Source organism: Priestia sp. SB1, assembly GCF_038898415.1.
This window is the reverse complement of the sequence record NZ_JBBJSS010000003.1, coordinates 490,890-508,365: the sequence shown is the minus strand read 5'-3', so window position 1 is coordinate 508,365 and position 17,476 is coordinate 490,890. Positions and strand designations below refer to the sequence as shown.

General features: G+C 35.6%; 20 protein-coding genes. 16 read left to right on the top strand and 4 right to left on the bottom strand.

Annotation, left to right across the window (positions count from 1 at the left end; translation table 11 throughout):
* Positions 1–181 precede the first annotated feature (181 nt).
* Entirely contained in the window at positions 182–904 is a 723-nt protein-coding gene (locus WKH56_RS13125; protein ID WP_230683440.1) for a suppressor of fused domain protein, read from the bottom strand.
* A gap of 814 nt (positions 905–1,718) precedes the next feature.
* Here WKH56_RS13125 and WKH56_RS13120 point away from each other — a divergent pair.
* From WKH56_RS13120 to WKH56_RS13095, 6 genes are all read left to right on the top strand, one after another.
* Positions 1,719–1,895, top strand: a complete 177-nt coding sequence (locus WKH56_RS13120; protein WP_221786056.1) for a hypothetical protein — start codon at positions 1,719–1,721, stop codon at positions 1,893–1,895.
* Between the two features lie 153 nt (positions 1,896–2,048).
* Entirely contained in the window at positions 2,049–2,831 is a 783-nt protein-coding gene (locus WKH56_RS13115; protein WP_310884224.1) for a hypothetical protein, read from the top strand.
* Positions 2,831–3,097, top strand: a complete 267-nt coding sequence (locus WKH56_RS13110; protein WP_310884225.1) for a PqqD family protein — start codon at positions 2,831–2,833, stop codon at positions 3,095–3,097. The genes WKH56_RS13115 and WKH56_RS13110 overlap by 1 nt, the downstream gene beginning before the upstream one ends.
* Entirely contained in the window at positions 3,087–3,524 is a 438-nt protein-coding gene (locus WKH56_RS13105; protein ID WP_310884226.1) for a S24/S26 family peptidase, read from the top strand. Before WKH56_RS13110 ends, WKH56_RS13105 begins: the two co-directional genes overlap by 11 nt.
* Positions 3,525–3,560: 36 nt before the next feature.
* Positions 3,561–5,363 (top strand): ABC transporter ATP-binding protein, encoded by a 1,803-nt coding sequence (locus tag WKH56_RS13100; RefSeq protein WP_310884227.1) that lies wholly within the window; start codon positions 3,561–3,563, stop codon positions 5,361–5,363.
* A gap of 28 nt (positions 5,364–5,391) precedes the next feature.
* A complete protein-coding gene (locus WKH56_RS13095) occupies positions 5,392–6,519 on the top strand; it encodes a nucleotidyltransferase family protein (protein WP_310884228.1) in 1,128 nt (375 codons plus the stop codon).
* 309 nt (positions 6,520–6,828) lie between these two features.
* Here WKH56_RS13095 and WKH56_RS13090 read toward each other — a convergent pair whose 3' ends face one another.
* Entirely contained in the window at positions 6,829–7,539 is a 711-nt protein-coding gene (locus WKH56_RS13090; RefSeq protein WP_342835841.1) for a M50 family metallopeptidase, read from the bottom strand.
* 203 nt (positions 7,540–7,742) lie between these two features.
* On the opposite strand from WKH56_RS13090, the gene WKH56_RS13085 reads away from it, so the two are divergent.
* Both WKH56_RS13085 and WKH56_RS13080 read left to right on the top strand, forming a co-directional pair.
* Complete coding sequence (locus WKH56_RS13085; RefSeq protein ID WP_310884230.1) at positions 7,743–8,942, top strand: amidase; 1,200 nt, start codon at positions 7,743–7,745, stop codon at positions 8,940–8,942.
* Complete coding sequence (locus WKH56_RS13080) at positions 8,939–9,823, top strand: fumarylacetoacetate hydrolase family protein (RefSeq protein WP_310884231.1); 885 nt, start codon at positions 8,939–8,941, stop codon at positions 9,821–9,823. Before WKH56_RS13085 ends, WKH56_RS13080 begins: the two co-directional genes overlap by 4 nt.
* A gap of 38 nt (positions 9,824–9,861) precedes the next feature.
* Here WKH56_RS13080 and WKH56_RS13075 read toward each other — a convergent pair whose 3' ends face one another.
* Together WKH56_RS13075 and WKH56_RS13070 are read right to left on the bottom strand one after the other, a co-directional pair.
* Positions 9,862–10,599, bottom strand: coding sequence for an acyltransferase family protein (locus WKH56_RS13075; RefSeq protein ID WP_310884232.1), 738 nt, complete (start codon positions 10,597–10,599; stop codon positions 9,862–9,864).
* A gap of 10 nt (positions 10,600–10,609) precedes the next feature.
* Positions 10,610–10,846, bottom strand: coding sequence for an acyltransferase family protein (locus tag WKH56_RS13070; RefSeq protein ID WP_310884233.1), 237 nt, complete (start codon positions 10,844–10,846; stop codon positions 10,610–10,612).
* A gap of 239 nt (positions 10,847–11,085) precedes the next feature.
* Between WKH56_RS13070 and galE the strand changes: the two genes are divergently transcribed.
* From galE to WKH56_RS13030, 8 genes are all read left to right on the top strand, one after another.
* The gene (gene galE / locus WKH56_RS13065) at positions 11,086–12,066 is read left to right on the top strand and encodes a UDP-glucose 4-epimerase GalE (RefSeq protein WP_310884234.1); all 981 of its coding nucleotides are present in this window, start codon (positions 11,086–11,088) and stop codon (positions 12,064–12,066) included.
* A gap of 230 nt (positions 12,067–12,296) precedes the next feature.
* Positions 12,297–12,479: a DUF3973 domain-containing protein gene (locus WKH56_RS13060; protein WP_028412270.1), complete on the top strand. Its 183-nt coding sequence runs from the start codon at positions 12,297–12,299 to the stop codon at positions 12,477–12,479.
* A 205-nt stretch (positions 12,480–12,684) separates the two neighbouring features.
* Positions 12,685–13,074 carry a PepSY domain-containing protein gene (locus WKH56_RS13055; protein ID WP_033578226.1) on the top strand — a complete coding sequence of 130 codons (390 nt, stop codon included), beginning with the start codon at positions 12,685–12,687 and terminating at the stop codon, positions 13,072–13,074.
* Positions 13,075–13,332: 258 nt separating this feature from the next.
* Positions 13,333–14,019 (top strand): hypothetical protein, encoded by a 687-nt coding sequence (locus WKH56_RS13050; RefSeq protein WP_048020149.1) that lies wholly within the window; start codon positions 13,333–13,335, stop codon positions 14,017–14,019.
* Positions 14,012–15,625, top strand: coding sequence for a DUF6792 domain-containing protein (locus WKH56_RS13045; protein ID WP_098248559.1), 1,614 nt, complete (start codon positions 14,012–14,014; stop codon positions 15,623–15,625). Before WKH56_RS13050 ends, WKH56_RS13045 begins: the two co-directional genes overlap by 8 nt.
* Entirely contained in the window at positions 15,626–15,982 is a 357-nt protein-coding gene (locus WKH56_RS13040) for a hypothetical protein (RefSeq protein ID WP_155726339.1), read from the top strand.
* 238 nt (positions 15,983–16,220) lie between these two features.
* Positions 16,221–16,787 (top strand): hypothetical protein, encoded by a 567-nt coding sequence (locus tag WKH56_RS13035; RefSeq protein WP_342835829.1) that lies wholly within the window; start codon positions 16,221–16,223, stop codon positions 16,785–16,787.
* A complete protein-coding gene (locus WKH56_RS13030) occupies positions 16,784–17,470 on the top strand; it encodes a hypothetical protein (RefSeq protein WP_028412277.1) in 687 nt (228 codons plus the stop codon). The genes WKH56_RS13035 and WKH56_RS13030 overlap by 4 nt, the downstream gene beginning before the upstream one ends.
* Positions 17,471–17,476: the final 6 nt, after the last annotated feature.

The window sequence follows — 17,476 nt, the reverse complement described above, 5'->3', positions numbered from 1 at the left end:
TAACGTCCATCTCCTTTTTTATATCTTCTTTTTTACTATAGCAAAATATACCACGAATCAAAAATAGTACGCTCATATGAAAAGCAGCCTTAAAAAAGTATGTGAACTTGAGTTACACGTAAATAAGGAGTATATTCTACATGGCTCTATTTCAATAGAAGAAATAAAAAAAGAACCTCTTTTAAATAAGAGACTCTCTTTTAGTCATGGTAATATGATAGCTTTTTGACAGCTGAAATGTTTCAGCGAGCTGCCTGCGTCCTTGCGCTCCTTGTTCGCGCACATAATCTAATTCGTTTGGTGTAAGAAGCTTCATGCTAATCAGTTTAATAGATTCGTAAGGTAAAGAGAGGCTAGCTGAAACAGAAGGAGACTGAACTCCTAGCAATACACCAATATCTCCATTTTTATTTACAAAATGAGGCGGTACGTCCAAATCCGTAAATTCAATTGAAAGAACATCATGTTTCATGAATAGTTCTAGCATATTAGGGTGAGCGGCAGCATTTTGACTCATTTGATAAAGAAGGTCAAATGCCCAGTGATCCTGGATATCCGATAAAGGTCCGCGAAGAGATTCATCATCGCATTCGATATAGAATTCTAATCCCTTTCCTTGTCTTTGGCTCTTTTCTTCAGGTAGTTGAAACGGATCGGACAAGCCGTCGCTTGCTAAAATAACCGTCTCTGTTTTTTGAACACGAATAAAAGTTTGACGTCCAGACGGCCAAGCAGGCCCGCCAAAAAACATGGGATTTAACAAATGAGTTAATACGTCTCCGTCTACATGTCCAATTGTGTTCCAGTAGTCTTTTCTTTTTGAGATTGATTCCTCAAGAACACGCTCTACTTCTTTTTCCTGCTTCTTTTGCTTCCACTTTAAAAATAATGACAAGTATCCCACACCTCTTTACGACTTCATAGTACCCAATATATACCTCATTTAGGGAACTCGTAAACCACTATTTAACAATAGTGTATAAATTATTATATATTTGCTTTCAACTAACCAGCTTAGAACCTTTTAACCCCTAATTGTTTTAAGTGTACTTATGTCTACGGGAAGGGGTGTTTGTTATACATAATAAGCGTAACCAACTAGGTTAAAAATTTATATATTTATATTTGCTAGATACATATACGACGGTTTAATACTTTTACTTAGCTACCACATAAATTTGCTTCTATTCCAATAATAAACAAAGATAAATAAAATAAAAATAAGTAATGTTCTTAATAAAGGTACGAATTTTTTAAAAATTTATATCTTTTTGTTCTTAATAAAGGTTTACTATTTGTATTTTGTTCTTTATAATAGAAAACACCTAGTTATTAAGTATTATTCTCCTGGTTCCAATAGGTTTAAATGACTAGTAAGGGATATCTTTTGGAATTTTGTTCTTTATAATGAACATCATTGCGAAGTATGAAAGGAAAGCGAGTAGTGTCACAACTGTCTTTTATCCCCTTGTCTAAAGGACATATGAAAATTTAAAAAAGAATGTGTAGAAGCGTGAAATTCATGTGAAACAAGTTACTTTTTGTGAAGTGTTTTTCTAGTTACTAGGTTAATAGTTGAGGGGAAACCTTACCGCTTTGCTTCTGGGAGTTGAAGTATAGTAACGTCTTTAATTCTCGAGATCAAGGAGTTAAAAAAGAACCCTCAAATTATTATATATAATCTGAATAATATGACGAATTGGAAGGAGGACTACATTATGAAAATGACAAAAAAACAACCAGGCGTATCATCTAAGCGTCCAATGGTTATGGATCATCAGCCTATTAGATTTGAAACTGCTCAAAGCTGGAATCCTGGAAAAGGTAACCAAGACCACCCTGGACATGGTAATGGAGGTGTTAATTTCCCACCAAACAATCCAAATAGACCATAAAAAAGGATATACAAAGAGATTCTAAACCCACTTGTTAGGCATCTTAACAAAATCTATTATTTTTAAATCAATATTGAATGCTACATATAGATGATTGAAGAGATGCCTAACATTTACTTGTTTTTCTCTATTTAAAAATTGAAGGAGCATATTATGGAAAAAGTTACAATGAGAATTGGAGAGCATCAAGCTTTAATTGTTTGTCATTCATTTCAGATTTTGAATTTAATTCAAAAAAACTACGAGCCTTTTTTTTCTAAAATTGAATGCCCAGATATGGTTATACACATAGAAAGTGGATATGGAATTCCTTTTGTAGACTATCAAGTAGAAGTCGAACAAGAGGCAGATACTATATCTTTTCAAAGAGCTGATTATAGAATTCAAGCAAATTTGAGCGAGGGAAAGGCTCAAATTCAAATTTATGATGAATTAGCTTTAAAGCATGCGCTTATGAATTTTTATAGTTCTTATATTGTTTATCACAACTGGGGGCTGCTTATTCATTCCTCATGTGCTACTGAAAAAGGAAAGGCCCATTTATTTGCTGGCCAATCTGGAGCAGGAAAATCAACTTGTGCACAATTGTCCGCTCCAAGACCCATTCTTTCTGATGAAGCAACTCTTGTAAAGGTAGAAGAAAATCAAATTACTGTGTTTAATTCTCCGTTTCGGAGTGAGCTCTCAGCTCCATCTATTAAAGGAACTATTCCATTAGCAAGTATTCAGCTGCTACATCAAGCTTTAAACAATGAGAGAACAAAGTTGGGAAAAGCAAGTGCTTTACTTCAAATAATGGATAAAGTCTTTTATTGGAATAAAGAACGCGAAGAAACAAAGAAAATTGTTCAAATGATAAAAGAGGTATTAGATTATGTACCTGTATATGATCTTTATTTTCAAAAAAATAATACGTTTTGGGAGTTGATATCCTAATGAAGCAGTTTATTCGAAATCAAGATATGGAGGCCGTTCAACTTGACAGTGAATGGGTAATTTTAAACACGGAAGCATATACAGTAACAAAAATTAACGAATTGGGAGGTTGCTGCTGGTCTTTACTCGAAAACCCTTGTACCATTCCTTCACTTATCAAATCTTTGCAAACGGATTATCAAATAGAGGACGAGCTTTCGTTTAAAGATATGGAAAGCTTTCTCTCTGAGTTGATAAAATATGGATTGATTAATTATGCCAATTAACCAAGAAAGCGTAGTATTGTTGAAGAATGTTATAGAAAAAAAAGGGTATGTCCATTTTCCTTCTGAGGGGTTCAGCATGTACCCTTGCATTCGCCAAAATGACCTTTGCACCTTTGAAAAAGCACCTGTTTTAAAAAAAGGTGATATTGGCCTCTTTCATACGAAAAGCGGGCAATTGATTGCTCATCGATTAATTAAAACAAGATACAAGAACGAGCAGCTGCACTATATATTTAAAGGAGATACTAATCTTTGCTGTGATGAGCCTGTAACGAGAGAACAAGTTATTGGGAAATTGACGGCAATCTCCCGAAAAAAACAAAAAAAAGTTTATATGGCTGCTCCTTTTGACTATATATGGTGCTGGTTAATGCTTTTTTTTCCTTTTAGCTCCCGTTTCTTAAAAAATATATTAATCAAAAAATAGTTAATTAAGCTAATCGCTTATTTTTGGAGTGTTATGATGAAATTAAATCGAGCTGATATAAAGCGGTATTTTGACAAAGAGGAAATGATAAGCGCTTTTTCAATTATATACCCTTTGCTTAGAAAACATTGGAAATCTTACGCAGGGTTAATGCTTTTTTTATTGACGGATATTTTAATTACTCTTGCCTCCGCGTGGTTTCTTGGAGATCTTTCAGATGCTGCCGTTCAAGGAGACTTTACCCGCGTTAAGCACTTGCTGCCAATTGCTTTTGGTCTAATACTTATAAGCTTTCTTACAATCTATTACGATACATATATTGAAGCGGTTGCAACATCTTCTATTAAACGAGATTTAAAAGAGCAGCTTCTAAGGCAACTGTTACTTTCTCCCGTTCATAAAATTCATACAACCCACTCTGGAGAATTGATTTCTCATTTTACCAATGATATTAACAGCATAGATGGAATGATTGGGCGAAATCTTATCAACCTTATAAAATTACCGTTATTATTTATTGCTATCTTTCTTTATTTAGCCCATATTAGTCCATTACTGTCATTTGTGGGTTTATTTATTATACCTATTGCTGTGATTGCAGGCGGTGTTTTTGGTTTTTTGTTGCGCAACAGCAGCAGGGAAATTCTAAAGTTAAACAGTGAAATGACGAGTAGTTTATCTGAAATCTTTCAAGGGTTTATTGTCATTCGATCTTTTTTGTTAGAACGATCTTTCTTTAGTAAATACCATCAGCAAAATCAGCAAGCTTTAGGATTAGATTTGTATAACGGAAAAATGAAAGGATTATTTTATGCCGGAGGTGAAGCTATTGCATTAATAGCTTTTCTTGTCAGCCTGTGTTTAGGAGCAGTAATCGTTTCAAAAGGTATGCTAACAGTAGGGTCCCTTCTAGCGTTTGTAACTCTAAGCAACCGGCTGATTTATCCATTAAATGGACTCGCGGGACAGTGGGCTGCATTTCAACGGTCTACATCAGCAGTTGAGCGAATAGCTCCTATATTAAAAGTGCAATATGAAACTATTGATTTTCCTGAGTATTTTCAAAAGAAGCCAAAACAAAAAGCTATTGGTTTTCAGAATATGACCTTTAGCTATGATGGAGAAAGGTATATCTTTGAAAATTTTAATTTACAAATACCTGCAGGAAAAAGCATAGCTATCGTCGGAGCGAGTGGTGCCGGGAAATCGACTTTATTTAACTTATTACAAGGTTTTTATCAGCCTCAAGCCGGAGAAATTTATATAGATCAAACACCGCTTAGTGCTCTTACTGCATCTGAACTGCAGAACTTAATTGCATATGTCCCACAGGAAACTTTTCTGTTTACTGGTACTATAAGAGAAAATCTGCTTTTAGCCAATCCTCAGACAACTGAAGAAGAGCTAGTCACAGCTGCAAGGGCTGCTCATATTCATGATTTCATTCTGTCACTACCTCATGGGTATGAGACAAAAATAGGCGAAAAAGGGGTAACGTTATCGGGAGGGCAAAAGCAAAGGATTGCAATTGCTCGCGCTATTTTAAAGAATGCACCTATTTTGCTGCTTGATGAAGCAACATCTGCACTAGACAATGAAACAGAATACTTGGTTAAAGAAGCGCTCCAAGGAATTATGAAAAATAGGACAACTATCGTAATTGCTCATCGCTTATCTACTATTCAAAATGTTGATTCTATTATTGTCATTGATAATGGAAAACTGATTCAATCAGGAAAGCATGAAGAGCTGATTCATCAGCCTGGCTTATACCGAGACCTTGCTCATATCAACCCATCACAGCTTTCTCATAACGAAGAAAGAGCCATCATGCTGTAAAGACAAATAAATTAGGAGGACTTCCATAATGTTCATTGAGTTTATTCAATCATTATATGATCAAAGCCGTCCATTGCCAGAAAATCCGAATGATTATAGCTCTATATTAGAAGATATCGAATACTTTCACTTATCAGCAACGGTATATTCTTTGTTAAAACAGCAAGGGAGAATGGAGCAAACACCAACATATTTTCAAAATCAGCTAAAGACAGAATATCAAGCTGTTTTGTATAACAACCTTTATATTAAAAACCAGCTAAAGCTTATTTTGGATATGTTCGAAGCTAATGATATCTCTGCTATCCCATTAAAAGGAATTTTATTTAACGAAACATATTTTGGTCATTTCAGTGCAAGAAGAACAACGGACATTGATATATTGATTCGCAAAGAGGATATGGAAAAAGCGATAAGGTGTATTGAAGAGTTAGAATACGATACAGAAGGAGAATACTCATCTCATCACTTTCATCGTTCGTTTGGTAAAGTGATTCCTCATTCACCTGTTCCGTTAGCTATTGAACTTCATTGGGATCTTCTTAAAGAGGAGAGTTCCTCATTAGAGATTGAGCAATTTTGGAAGCACTCTACTCCTTTAGAAGGTTACAAACATATAAAACAACTGTCTGAAGTACATACCTTTTATATGATTTGTCTTCACGGCTGGAAGCATGGAATGGATTCTTTAAAATATTTTATCGATATTATACAAACTATACATGTCTTAAATCATAAAATTGATTACAATGCATTATTTAAAATAGCAAAAAACGATCACACTTTAAAACGACTAACAAGTACATTAACGGTTGTTTATAATCAATTTCCACATCTCGATCAAATTAATAACCTTCCTTTTAATAAAAAATCAAAAATATGGTGGGATTATCAAGAAATACGTTATGGAGACAGACAAAGCGTAAAAGGATTTAAAAACCTTATTCGGGTACATTTGTCTGAGTATGACCGCTTTAAGCATTCTATGATCTTTTTTAAGAGATGGCTTTTTCCAAATAAATCGGAGATAACTAATCTTTATCCACCTCCAATAAAGCATAAAAAATATAGTATCTTTAAAGGGTATATTAAATTTTATCGAAAAAAGTTTCATACATTATTTCGTGCTTTATTTTATTCAAAAGTTAAAAATTAGCAAAAACATTGAAAGAGTAATATAGTTAAACCTGGTTTTTGGTAATTTTACAAGACATTCAATGATCGTTGATTAAAACTTTAAAACGGTAGCTATAATAAAGCGTCTTTCTACTTAGAAGGTGCTTTTTGTTTTAGACAAAAACATTAAAAAGTCAGGTTACTTTTATGAAGGTGCTTTTAGATAAAAATCTATTACAAGGAAAAAGCAAATAAAGAATGCTATCTCACACAAAGAGAAGCATCCTTTATTTAAATATATACGTTTGTGAAGTAATAATTAATTATATTGTTTCTTCTGCGTCGTTCTCTAATAAATCAGGTGAAAAATCAAATAAGCCACATAAACGGCCTGTGCGAAAAATAAAAAGCCCCAAAAGCGTGCTGAAAGATGGGTAAGCTGCTTTAAACTTGTAGCGTCACCCGCATCGTTTGGGTATTTGATGCTTAACACAAAAATAATAAAGGCGGAAAATAGAGATTCTACAAGTAACAGTGCACCAACAAATATCATGCTGTAGCGCATAAGCTGTGGATCTTGCAGATAATAGATGCCTCCGAGGATCAAACCGATAGAAAATAGCCATACAATTCCGTATCCGTTACGTACCCAAAGCAGTAAATTAATAACAACAACACTTCCTAACCCGTAAAAAAGCCAGTCGTAGTGGTTGTGAACGAGCAGGTAGAAAAACAAATAAGCCATTGCTGAGCTGAACGGGTAGCCGGCTAAGGCAATAATGACGCGCGGCAGCCATCCACGGGATCCCGCGTAGGTGGCAGTCACAGCTACACCTTCATTATTGGTGTAAAGCTCAATGCGATTGACGCCTTTTCCGACAATAAGCCCCATTAACGCGTGGCCATCTTCATGAAACATCGTATTTAAATTTGAAAAATAACGTCCAATATGCCGAAGCAGCTGATTAATGCTAGGAGTAAATGAACCTATAAATGGAATGCCTCTTGTTAGCACAAAAGCTAATAAAATAAATAAGAAAAGCGTAGTAGATTGTTCCATCGCGATAGTCCTTTTCGTAAAATGATATGTTTCTACTTTACTCGCAAACGTGCTAAAAGGGAAATGAAACGGCTAGTTTCTCTAGGAAAAGAGAAGTTGGGAGACTTACATAATATTAGTGTAAACAGACCTGACACATTCATTGACCAACTTATTCCAAATTTTATATTCTAAACAGATATAAGAAATGAGGAGATGGTTGAATGAAAGATACGTGGAACGCATTTATAGACAGTGATCTTTACGTACCTCCAACGGGAACGGGGATGTTAAATAACTTGAGTTTTGCGTTAAAAGACGTATTTGATGTACAAGGACATATAGCAAGTGCAGGAAATCCTGGTTGGCTCGCCACGCATCAGCCTGCAAGCGAACATGCAGATGTAGTAGCTGCTCTTTTAAAAGAAGGAGCTGCGCTAAAGGGAGTTACGCACACGGACGAGCTTATGTACGGACTAAATGGAGAAAACGCGCATTATGGAACACCGGTAAACCCAAAAGGCGCAGATCGAATTCCGGGAGGCTCTTCGAGCGGATCAGCGGTTGCTGTCGCAGCGGGAATAACTGATTTTGCGATTGGAACAGATACGGGAGGATCGGTTCGAATTCCGTCAAGCTACTGCGGTATTTTTGGGTATCGTCCTTCTCACGGACGCATTTCTACAAACGGTCTAATTCCACTTGCTCCAAGCTTTGATACAGTTGGTGTAATGGCTAGAGACGGCCACACTCTGCAAAAAATAGGAGCGGTTTTATTGAACTCAACGTCGCGTGCTAGCGGTTTTACAAGACTTTATGTAGCAACAGACGTTATGGAACTTGTGGATGAACAAAGCATGCAAGCTCTTGCACCACCTATTAAGCACGTAATGAAGTCTTTTTCTACTACAGAAGAAATAGTAATTGCCCCCCAGGGTTTTTCTACATATATGGAAACTTTTCGTTTGCTGCAAGGAAAAGAAATTTGGCAAACGCACGGAGAATGGATTCAAAAAGAAAACCCAACGTTTGGAGACGATATCGGAAGCCGCTTTCAATGGGCGAGCACTCTTACCTTATTAAATATGAATTATATAGAAGAAAAGCGTCGTGAACTTCGCTATTTTATGTACTCACAGCTTGGAGAAGACGGAATATTAGTGCTTCCTACAGCTCCAGGACCCGCGCCTATAAAAGATGCAAAAGGACCGGAGTTAGAAAACAGAAGATTGCGAACACTTCAAATGACGTGTATTGCCGGACTAAGCGGACTTCCGCAAGTTACGATACCTGCGGGAGAACTAGACGGTTTGCCAATCGGCTTATCTTTTATTGCGGGATACAACCAAGATGAAAAATTATTAAATTGGGTAAAAGAAAACAGCGATCATATCATTCAAGCATCGGTAAGGAGCGTATCATGAAGTTAGTAAATATAATAGAGCAAGGGAAAGAACAAGCAGCTATTTTAGACAATGACAGCATTCTGCTTATAGAAGACATTAATGCTAAATATTTAACAAACTGGTCTACAACAATTTGGGATCTTATTCAATATAAAGAACTTCGCCACCTTGAAACATGGTACGCCCATAATAAATTTGGTATGAACAGCTCTTTTCCCGCACTGCACTTGCAGGGCAGAAAAACAGCTCCTATCATTAGTAATCCGTCAAAATTGTTAGGCATTGGATTTAATTATGCAGCTTCTGAAGAAAAACTAAAAGACTACGACCGTGCCATTGATCCAGTTAGTTTTTTAAAACCCGCAACCGCCATTATTGGACCAGATGACAGCATTCGTATTCCAAAGCAGTCCTACAAAACAACGGCTGAAGCGGAACTAGCGGTGGTAATCGGCGAAACGTGTAAGGATATAGAGCCAGATGAAGCCATGAACGTAATTGCTGGCTATACGTCAGCCATTGACGTAACTGCAGCTGATATTCATGCGGCGAATCATCGCTACTTAATGCGAGCAAAAAGCTTTGATACATTTTGCAGTATAGGCTCAGAGTTTATCACAAAAGAAAGCATATCAAACGTGAAATCACTTCAAGTGCGCACATTGCTAAACGGAGACATGCAGCATGAAAATACCGTGTCTAATATGATTTACGACATCACATACTGTGTTTCATTTTTCTCAAAAGTCATGACGCTGCATCCAGGTGATATCATCTTAACCGGAACGCCGGGACCCGCTGTTATTGAAGACGGGGACTGTATTGAATGTCATATTGAAGGCATGCTTCCATTAAAAAATAAAGTGAAAGACATGAAGAAAGTGCCTCAGCAAATCTAGTAAATAACCCCTGTAAAGGACAGGGGTTACATGACTGTTTATTTCGAAACTGGAAGTGTTTGTCCACTGTCCTTTTTCGGAATAGGAAACGCACCTAAAAATAATGCGTTTGTAAGAAGAAATTGTTTGAACAATACATGACATATCAAAGGAATCAATGTTCCCATTACTATGTATAAAAAGACGGTAGATATGCCGGTGTATTTTTCTATTAAAATAGTAACCGGTACGTGCAAAAACATAATGGTAAACGAGGATTTCCCCACGTATTCAAAAGGCTTACTCCACTTTGTTAAGCTCATTTTTTTGCTTATATATACAAGAATGCTTGCCGCGCAAAGAGGAATAATCAAATCAAGCAGCCATGTATAAACGTTTGCTTTAATATCTAATGTATAAGAAAGAACGCTGAGCTTTTCTAAAACTACAATCAATAAAATGATTAAGCTGCTCAGAATTACGGTGCTTTTTCTCTCAACAAACGAAAAAGCTTGTCTGCTGTAGTATCCAATTGCGTAATAACAAATGGATAGCAAAACAGAATTGGCGCTCCATATAATGTTTTTTTGCTGAAGAAATGGAAAGCTGACATAAATATGAGCGATAAAATAGCATAGAGCTAAGAAAAGAACCATTGAGCTTTTTCTTTTAATCAGTAGAGCTGCATAGGCAAAAATAAGGTGAGTTAAGAATAAACAAGTGACAAACCAAAAAACACCGTAATAGTATCCGAGAGTTCTCCCGCCAATACATAAATGGTAGATGTTTAGTAACACTTCCCGAACGTTAAATGTTTGAACAAAAATAAGGGATAAGTAAACGCATCCATTTTTTCAAAATCCATTCTCGTACTTCTTGTATTCTAGAACGTGAGTGAAACAGATAGCCGCTAATCATAAAAAAGAGAGGCATGTGAAACCAAAAGAAATAATGATGAAAAAAAGGGCTGCCAGAATGCCCTGCCACTACTGTAAGAATACATAATCCTTTTAGCGCATCTAGCCATGAATGGTGTTTGCTCATTAAGCTTTCATTCCTTTAATAAGTAAATTAGTTCCTGCTATATTATCTAATTCTCTGTGAAAAAGAGCAATAAAAATTTCCTTCCCTTTTCTTCATAATGAGTTCATATTGATTGTCTATACTAATAAAAAATATAACCGTATCGCTGCAGGATACTGAAAAATGAAATATTTACAAATGGAAAAGAAACGGGTACGATATCTGTAGCGACACTTAATAAAAAGGAGCTGACTGACAGTATGATTTTAGTCATCGGAGGAGCAGGCTATATCGGAAGCCACCTAGTAAAAGAATTAGTGAAAACAAATGAAGTTGTGGTACTTGATAATCTATCAACGGGTCATCGCTGGGCAATCGATGAGAAAGCGGTATTCGTAGAAGGAAATCTAGGTAATGAGAAAGATTTAGAAAGCGTATTCACAAATCATAAAATTGATGCTGTCATGCATTTTGCTGCTAATAGTTTAGTAGGGGAGTCAGTAACAGATCCTCTTAAATATTATCAAAACAACGTAGCTGCGACGTTAACCCTTTTACAAACGATGATGAAGCACAATGTGAAAAAGTTTATTTTTTCATCTACTGCTGCTACATATGGGATTCCTTCTGTAGATATCATTACAGAAGATACGGCAACAAACCCAATTAATCCGTACGGACGTTCAAAGTTAATGATTGAACAGATTTTAGCTGACTTTGCAAATGCTTACGATATGGAATATGTTGTGCTTCGTTACTTCAACGCAGCGGGTGCTTACGAAACAGCAGAAATTGGCGAGTGCCATGATCCTGAAACGCACTTAATTCCAATCATTCTTCAGCACCTGCTTGGTGAACGTGAAAACATCTCTGTATTCGGCTCAGACTACGATACTGAAGACGGAACGTGCATCCGTGACTACATTCATGTAACGGACCTAGCGAATGCTCACATTTCAGCGCTTCAGGCACTGTTGGACGGCACGAAGAAAACAGCAACGTACAACCTTGGAAACGGCCTTGGCTACTCTGTAAAAGAAGTGATTGAAACGTGCGAAAAAGTAACGGGTAAAAAAGCGAATGTCGTAATGGCAGACCGCCGCGCTGGAGATCCGGCATGCTTGGTCGCATCTTCTGATAAAATTCATGCAGAATTAGGCTGGAAAGCGCAAATTTCATTAGAAAAAATCATCGCATCAGCTTGGAAATGGCATCAAAACAGCGCAAAAGTAACAAATTAATAAAAAGTGCCTCTTTTTTATTTAAAAGAGGCTTTTTTATTACGATTAAACTGATTTATGTTCTAAATAATCATTTTTAAAATCCAGTGTTTTAGCCCACGAACAAGCCTTCTTCTTTTTGGACATTTTCGCTAAACAAGCACGACTTTTATTCTTTTCCATATGCTATAGGTAAATATACCACTCACAACTATCCCGGTTTATAAAATAGCACGCAAGGAGGTTATGATATGTATTACTGTGTAAGATGCTCCAAATTTCATGACGAACAGGAAAAAGAAAACATCTTTCAAAATGGTTTTTACATTGATCCCTATTTGCTTCAAAAAGTTCATTTAGGCATGTGCGTACACAAATCCCCGTCAATCAAACAAATAAGAGCCGTAGAACGATTCGAAACGAAAAAAATGTAGAATTCACATTCACCAATAAGAAGCTAGATCTAATCAGGTCTAGTTTTTTCAGTGGGAAACAGCTTTCTTCAGCTATCTTTCATGTAATATTAAGAGAAATTTAAGACAAGCCCGCTATACTAGTTAGTAGACGTATACATAGGATATGGTACGTTAAGAAATTGAAACAGCAGTCCGTTTTATAAACTAGAAAGGATGGCGTCAAATGATTTCTGAAAAACGATCTCTTTTGTTGAAAGAACAAGCAAAGCTTCTCGCATTAAAAGAATATAAAGGCATTGTCAAATCCATATCGCTGAGTAAAATACTCACTCTTCCTATTTATACAGTAGACATCCTTACGTTAAACGGAGAAGAGCACAAAGTAAAAATTAACGCCGAAACCGGCAATGTTTTGAAAGAAAAAACGATTCCTTTAACGAAAAGCCGTGCAAAAGCATACGCGTTAAGACAGCATAAAGGTATTATCGAATCGATTGTTCTCACTAACAAGCAATATGAAATTGTGATTCTTGGACTTGATGGGAAAACCCACAGCGTAAAGATTGATGCTGAAATTGATGTGCTGGCGCAAGGAGAGCGAAGCGTTCAGTAAATGGCTTATATTATGTAATCAACCTCACTTTTTTTAAAGTGGGGTTTTCTTTGTTGAGAGAAATCATTAATAAAGGTAACAATAATAAAACAAGAAACGATTATTTATTTAAAAGAAAGGGTAAGTGATAGTAAAAAATAACCACTTCCTAATTATGGTTCTTTGATTCGTTCTGCTTATGACTCTCCCATTATAAGTATGATAGTATCGAACATGTATAAAACATAGGTTATAACATAACTAAAAGGGTGTGCGACAATGAAAAAACGTACGAAGACCATTATTGCAGTCATTGCAGGAGCTGCTATTTTAATAGGAGGAATATGGATGATAAACGAAAGCCGATACCCAAACGTCCCTGCTTTTGATGATCACTTTACGCGTGAATTCTTAAACAAAGATAAAAAAGTGGACGATGGGTTTTATGAGTTTAAGTCAAAGACAGGGCAGTATACGATGTGGTTTCCGGAGGAGTATCAAATGTTGCATGATGCTTCAGAGTATTACTCTATAAATGGAAAATCATATGAAAATTGGTCTGCTTCATATAGGAATATCGATGAAAAAAATAAATCAATATACTATATTAAAGCTGAATTTTCAAAGAATGATAAGAAATCTGAACCTGTTTATGTGAAGGGATTATTTGAAGAGCAATTAAAGAACAACAATCCTAAAGAAATAGAAACTTCACATACTCGCATATATTATGACTATGCTTATGCATATTTCAAGGGAACTGAAAGGCATGTAGTACATAACAGTAAAATCCATTTACCTAATACTTATACTGCTTATGTAGCAGATAAAAACTCTAATAAGGTTATAGAATTTTCATACGATAGTATAGGTGAAGGTACAGAAACTAGCCAAGAAAAAAGGAAGTTATGGTTTTTGACAATATTAAAAAGTATTAATTTTAGCGAGGGTAAAAGTCGTGAGTGAAAAACCTTTATTAAGTAACGATATAAGAAATAAAATAACTCAGCTTGAGTACAGTGGATTATCAGGAAAAGAAAAAGAGATTACAAGGATTTATAAAGAGGCTACAGGTGAAAATCCACCTAATTTTAAAATATATAGCAGCGTTGAAATGGGAATAGGTAACAAATCTGGGTTTGATGGGGCAGCTATTCATTTCCATGATAAAAAACATAATATCAATGAGGTTTATTATGTTTTTAGAGGAACAGAACCTTCTAAAGATTTTGGAGATGTTGTATATGATGCTTTAGGGATTGGAGCAGGTAAAAGTACTCAACAAATCAATGATGCAAAAAAAATGTATCAGCAAGTTGAAACAAAGATTAAAAGTTCTGATGAAAAACTTAAAAGGTATGGTGATGGACACTCCTTAGGAGGACATTTAATAGTAACTTTGAGCTTAATAACAAAAAGTTTTAAAGATATAAGGGCATTGAATGATGCACCAGTTAATTTAAAACAATTAGAAGCTTTAGATAAAGAATTTGAATTGTATGTGTTTCACCAGACTGGGAAAAAAGATGGAATATCTTCAAAGAAATTAACAGAACTAGCCAACACCTACTACGAAAAACAAAAAGCTACCATCAGCCATACCTGGGTAAAAGGTGAACCTATGCATGCTCAATCTTTTCCAAACAGCTGGTATGCAGGTAACAAAGTGACGATGCTTGGAGATTTAGATACAGAAGAAATGATTAACATTGGGAAATATCCTTTTCAGAAAGAAGCAAAATGGAACCCAGTGTATATGATAGACCAATTCCGTTATAACCTTGGAGTAAAGACAACATTAGGCGGTTTAGGGTTTGTTAATGATCATGTGAAACAAGAAACGTTGCTTAACTTGCCAGAAACACGTGATCAATACCTTGAGAGTGTAAAAAGATATCCTTTTCTTCATTTTGGAGAGATTAAAGCAGGTATAGGAGTAGGAGCAGTAGTAATGGTAAATACATTTACTAGCCCTGGAGCAACATTTCAGCTTGTTAAAGGAATATCTCAAAGTAAACAAGCAAAACTCCACGGAATTAATTATGTTGTCAAATACACAGAAGCTAATGCTATGAAGACGTATTATCAGGTTTTTGATTCAGGATCTCAGGAAGAAATCTTACTAGATTATGAACAAATGAAGAAGTTTGTTTATTACTGTGCTAATGCCATTAAAGATAAAGAAGCAAACTTAAATGCACTAAAGCAGTATTTACATAGTGAAATTAACGAAGTCTTCGAAGCTAAGAAGAAAAAGTTAAAAATGAAGATATCCAGAGAAGAAGCTTCTCCCCAGTCATTTATGGAAAAGGCAGATAAAGACGGCGCTACTCTCGCTTGGTTTGGACAAAAGCGTGTGGCTGAAAAAGTGACGTTTGACAAAACGTTTGACCCGCTAGACGATAGTGTATTTACCCCTGTTGAAGAAATTATTTCTTCTATTCAAGAGGAAGTTACATACTATCAAAAGTTTCTTGAAGCGTTCTTCCAAAATTTCGAGAAGATGATGGAAGCTGACGAATCGGTAGCTTCAGATATTAAAAGCATGAAAGAAGTAGTAGGGGGGATTTAATTGTTTGATTTTACACACACAGGAACAACGAGCGGTAAATACATGTTTGAATTTGATGGTGACGACTTCAAAGACGAGCAGGCAAAAAGGATTAAAGAGTTAATCAAAAAGGATCAAGAAGTAAATGAAAAGCTTTGGCATGCTAAAAGCTATTTAGAAAACCAAACGGGTGAGTTTGCGGATGCGGTTAAAAGTAAATTAGAAGCAGCAGAGCGGGGATATACGCTACGAGCTCAGCAGTATGATACTGGAGCATTTCAGCATATTATGAGTTTTATGCATTCTATTAAAGATATGCATAAGAGAGAGTACGAAATTCGATATAAAGAATCAATGGATGAAAGTGAATTAACATAAGGGATACTGCTATTCCTCAGACAGTGGTCTGAGGGATTTTTATATGTTGAACAATTTACATTAAGTCCCGTTTATTTCAAAAGAGTAATAAAGGGAGTGTAGGACAATAAAAAAACGTACGAAGACCCTTCCCGCAATCATTACAGGAGTCGCTATTTTAATAGGAGGAATATGGCTGATAAACGAAAGCCGCTACCCAAATGTTCCAGCTTTTAAAGATCATTTCACTCGTGAGTTTTTGAATAAAGATAAAAAAGTAGACGATGGGTTTTATGAGTTTAAATCAAGGACAGGACAGTATACGATGTGGTTTCCAGAAGAATTTGTAATAGCGAATGACGATGGTCAAGGCTATTCAAAGAACGGACAAAATTATGAAGATTGGAGAGCCTTATCGACTGAAAAATACAAAGGGGAGAATCTAATTGGTCAACTGAACTTGAAATTTTTTGAGCGGAGTATCAAAGATGAAGCTGTGTTTGTAGAGTCTACTTTTAAAAGAAGATTTCACGCCAATAAACCAAAGGTAATAGAAACGAAAGATAAAAAAATCTACTATGATAATGCCTATACTTACTTCAAGGGTACGGAGGAGAAAGTAATTGAGGATAAAAGTAGTTACATACCCAATACATATGTTGCCTACGTAGTTGATGAACATTCAAATAAGACAATTGAAATATCTTATGACTCTATAGGTAATAACTTATCAAAAAATGAAGGTGACAAAACAAATAAGCAATTTTTAAAAATGTTAAAAAGTATTCATTTTAGACCAGAAAACAACGGAGATGTCAGAGGATGAAGAAACGTACGAAGACTATTATTGCAGTCCTTGCAGGAACGGTTATTTTAACAGGAGGAATATGGCTAATAAACGAAAGCCGCTATCCAAATGTCCCAGCTTTTGATGATCACTTCACCCGTAAGTTCTTGAACAAAGATAAAAAAGTAGATGATGGTTTTTATGAGTTTAAGTCCAAGACTGGCCAGTATACGATGTGGTTTCCTAAAGGCTATCAGCTTATAAAGGAGAACGGAGAAGATTACGTAATAAACGGTAATTCTTATGAAAGGTGGATAGCGAAAGAGGTGAATAACAAAGCTGGAAATGCTGGGGGAAGTTATATGGAAATGACATTTTCAAACGCAAGAAAGGCTGAAAATGAATCCTTTACTGTAGACAATATGTTTAAAGAACAGCTAAATGTTACTAAGCCTAATACGTTTGAAACTTCTAGTACAAGAATCTACTATGATTCAGCTTATACATATTTTAAAGGAACACAAGAAGTAATTATGCATCCTAATAAAGAACATGCTCCAAATACATATATAGCATATGTAGCGGATAAACATTCTAATAATGCAATTGAACTGTGGTTTGATAAAAGTGAAAAAAGCAGAAAGAATGATGAAGTAGAAGAGAAAAAATGGTTCCTAACAATATTAAAAAATATTAAGTTCCGTGAGGGAAATGAAGCTTAATAAAGC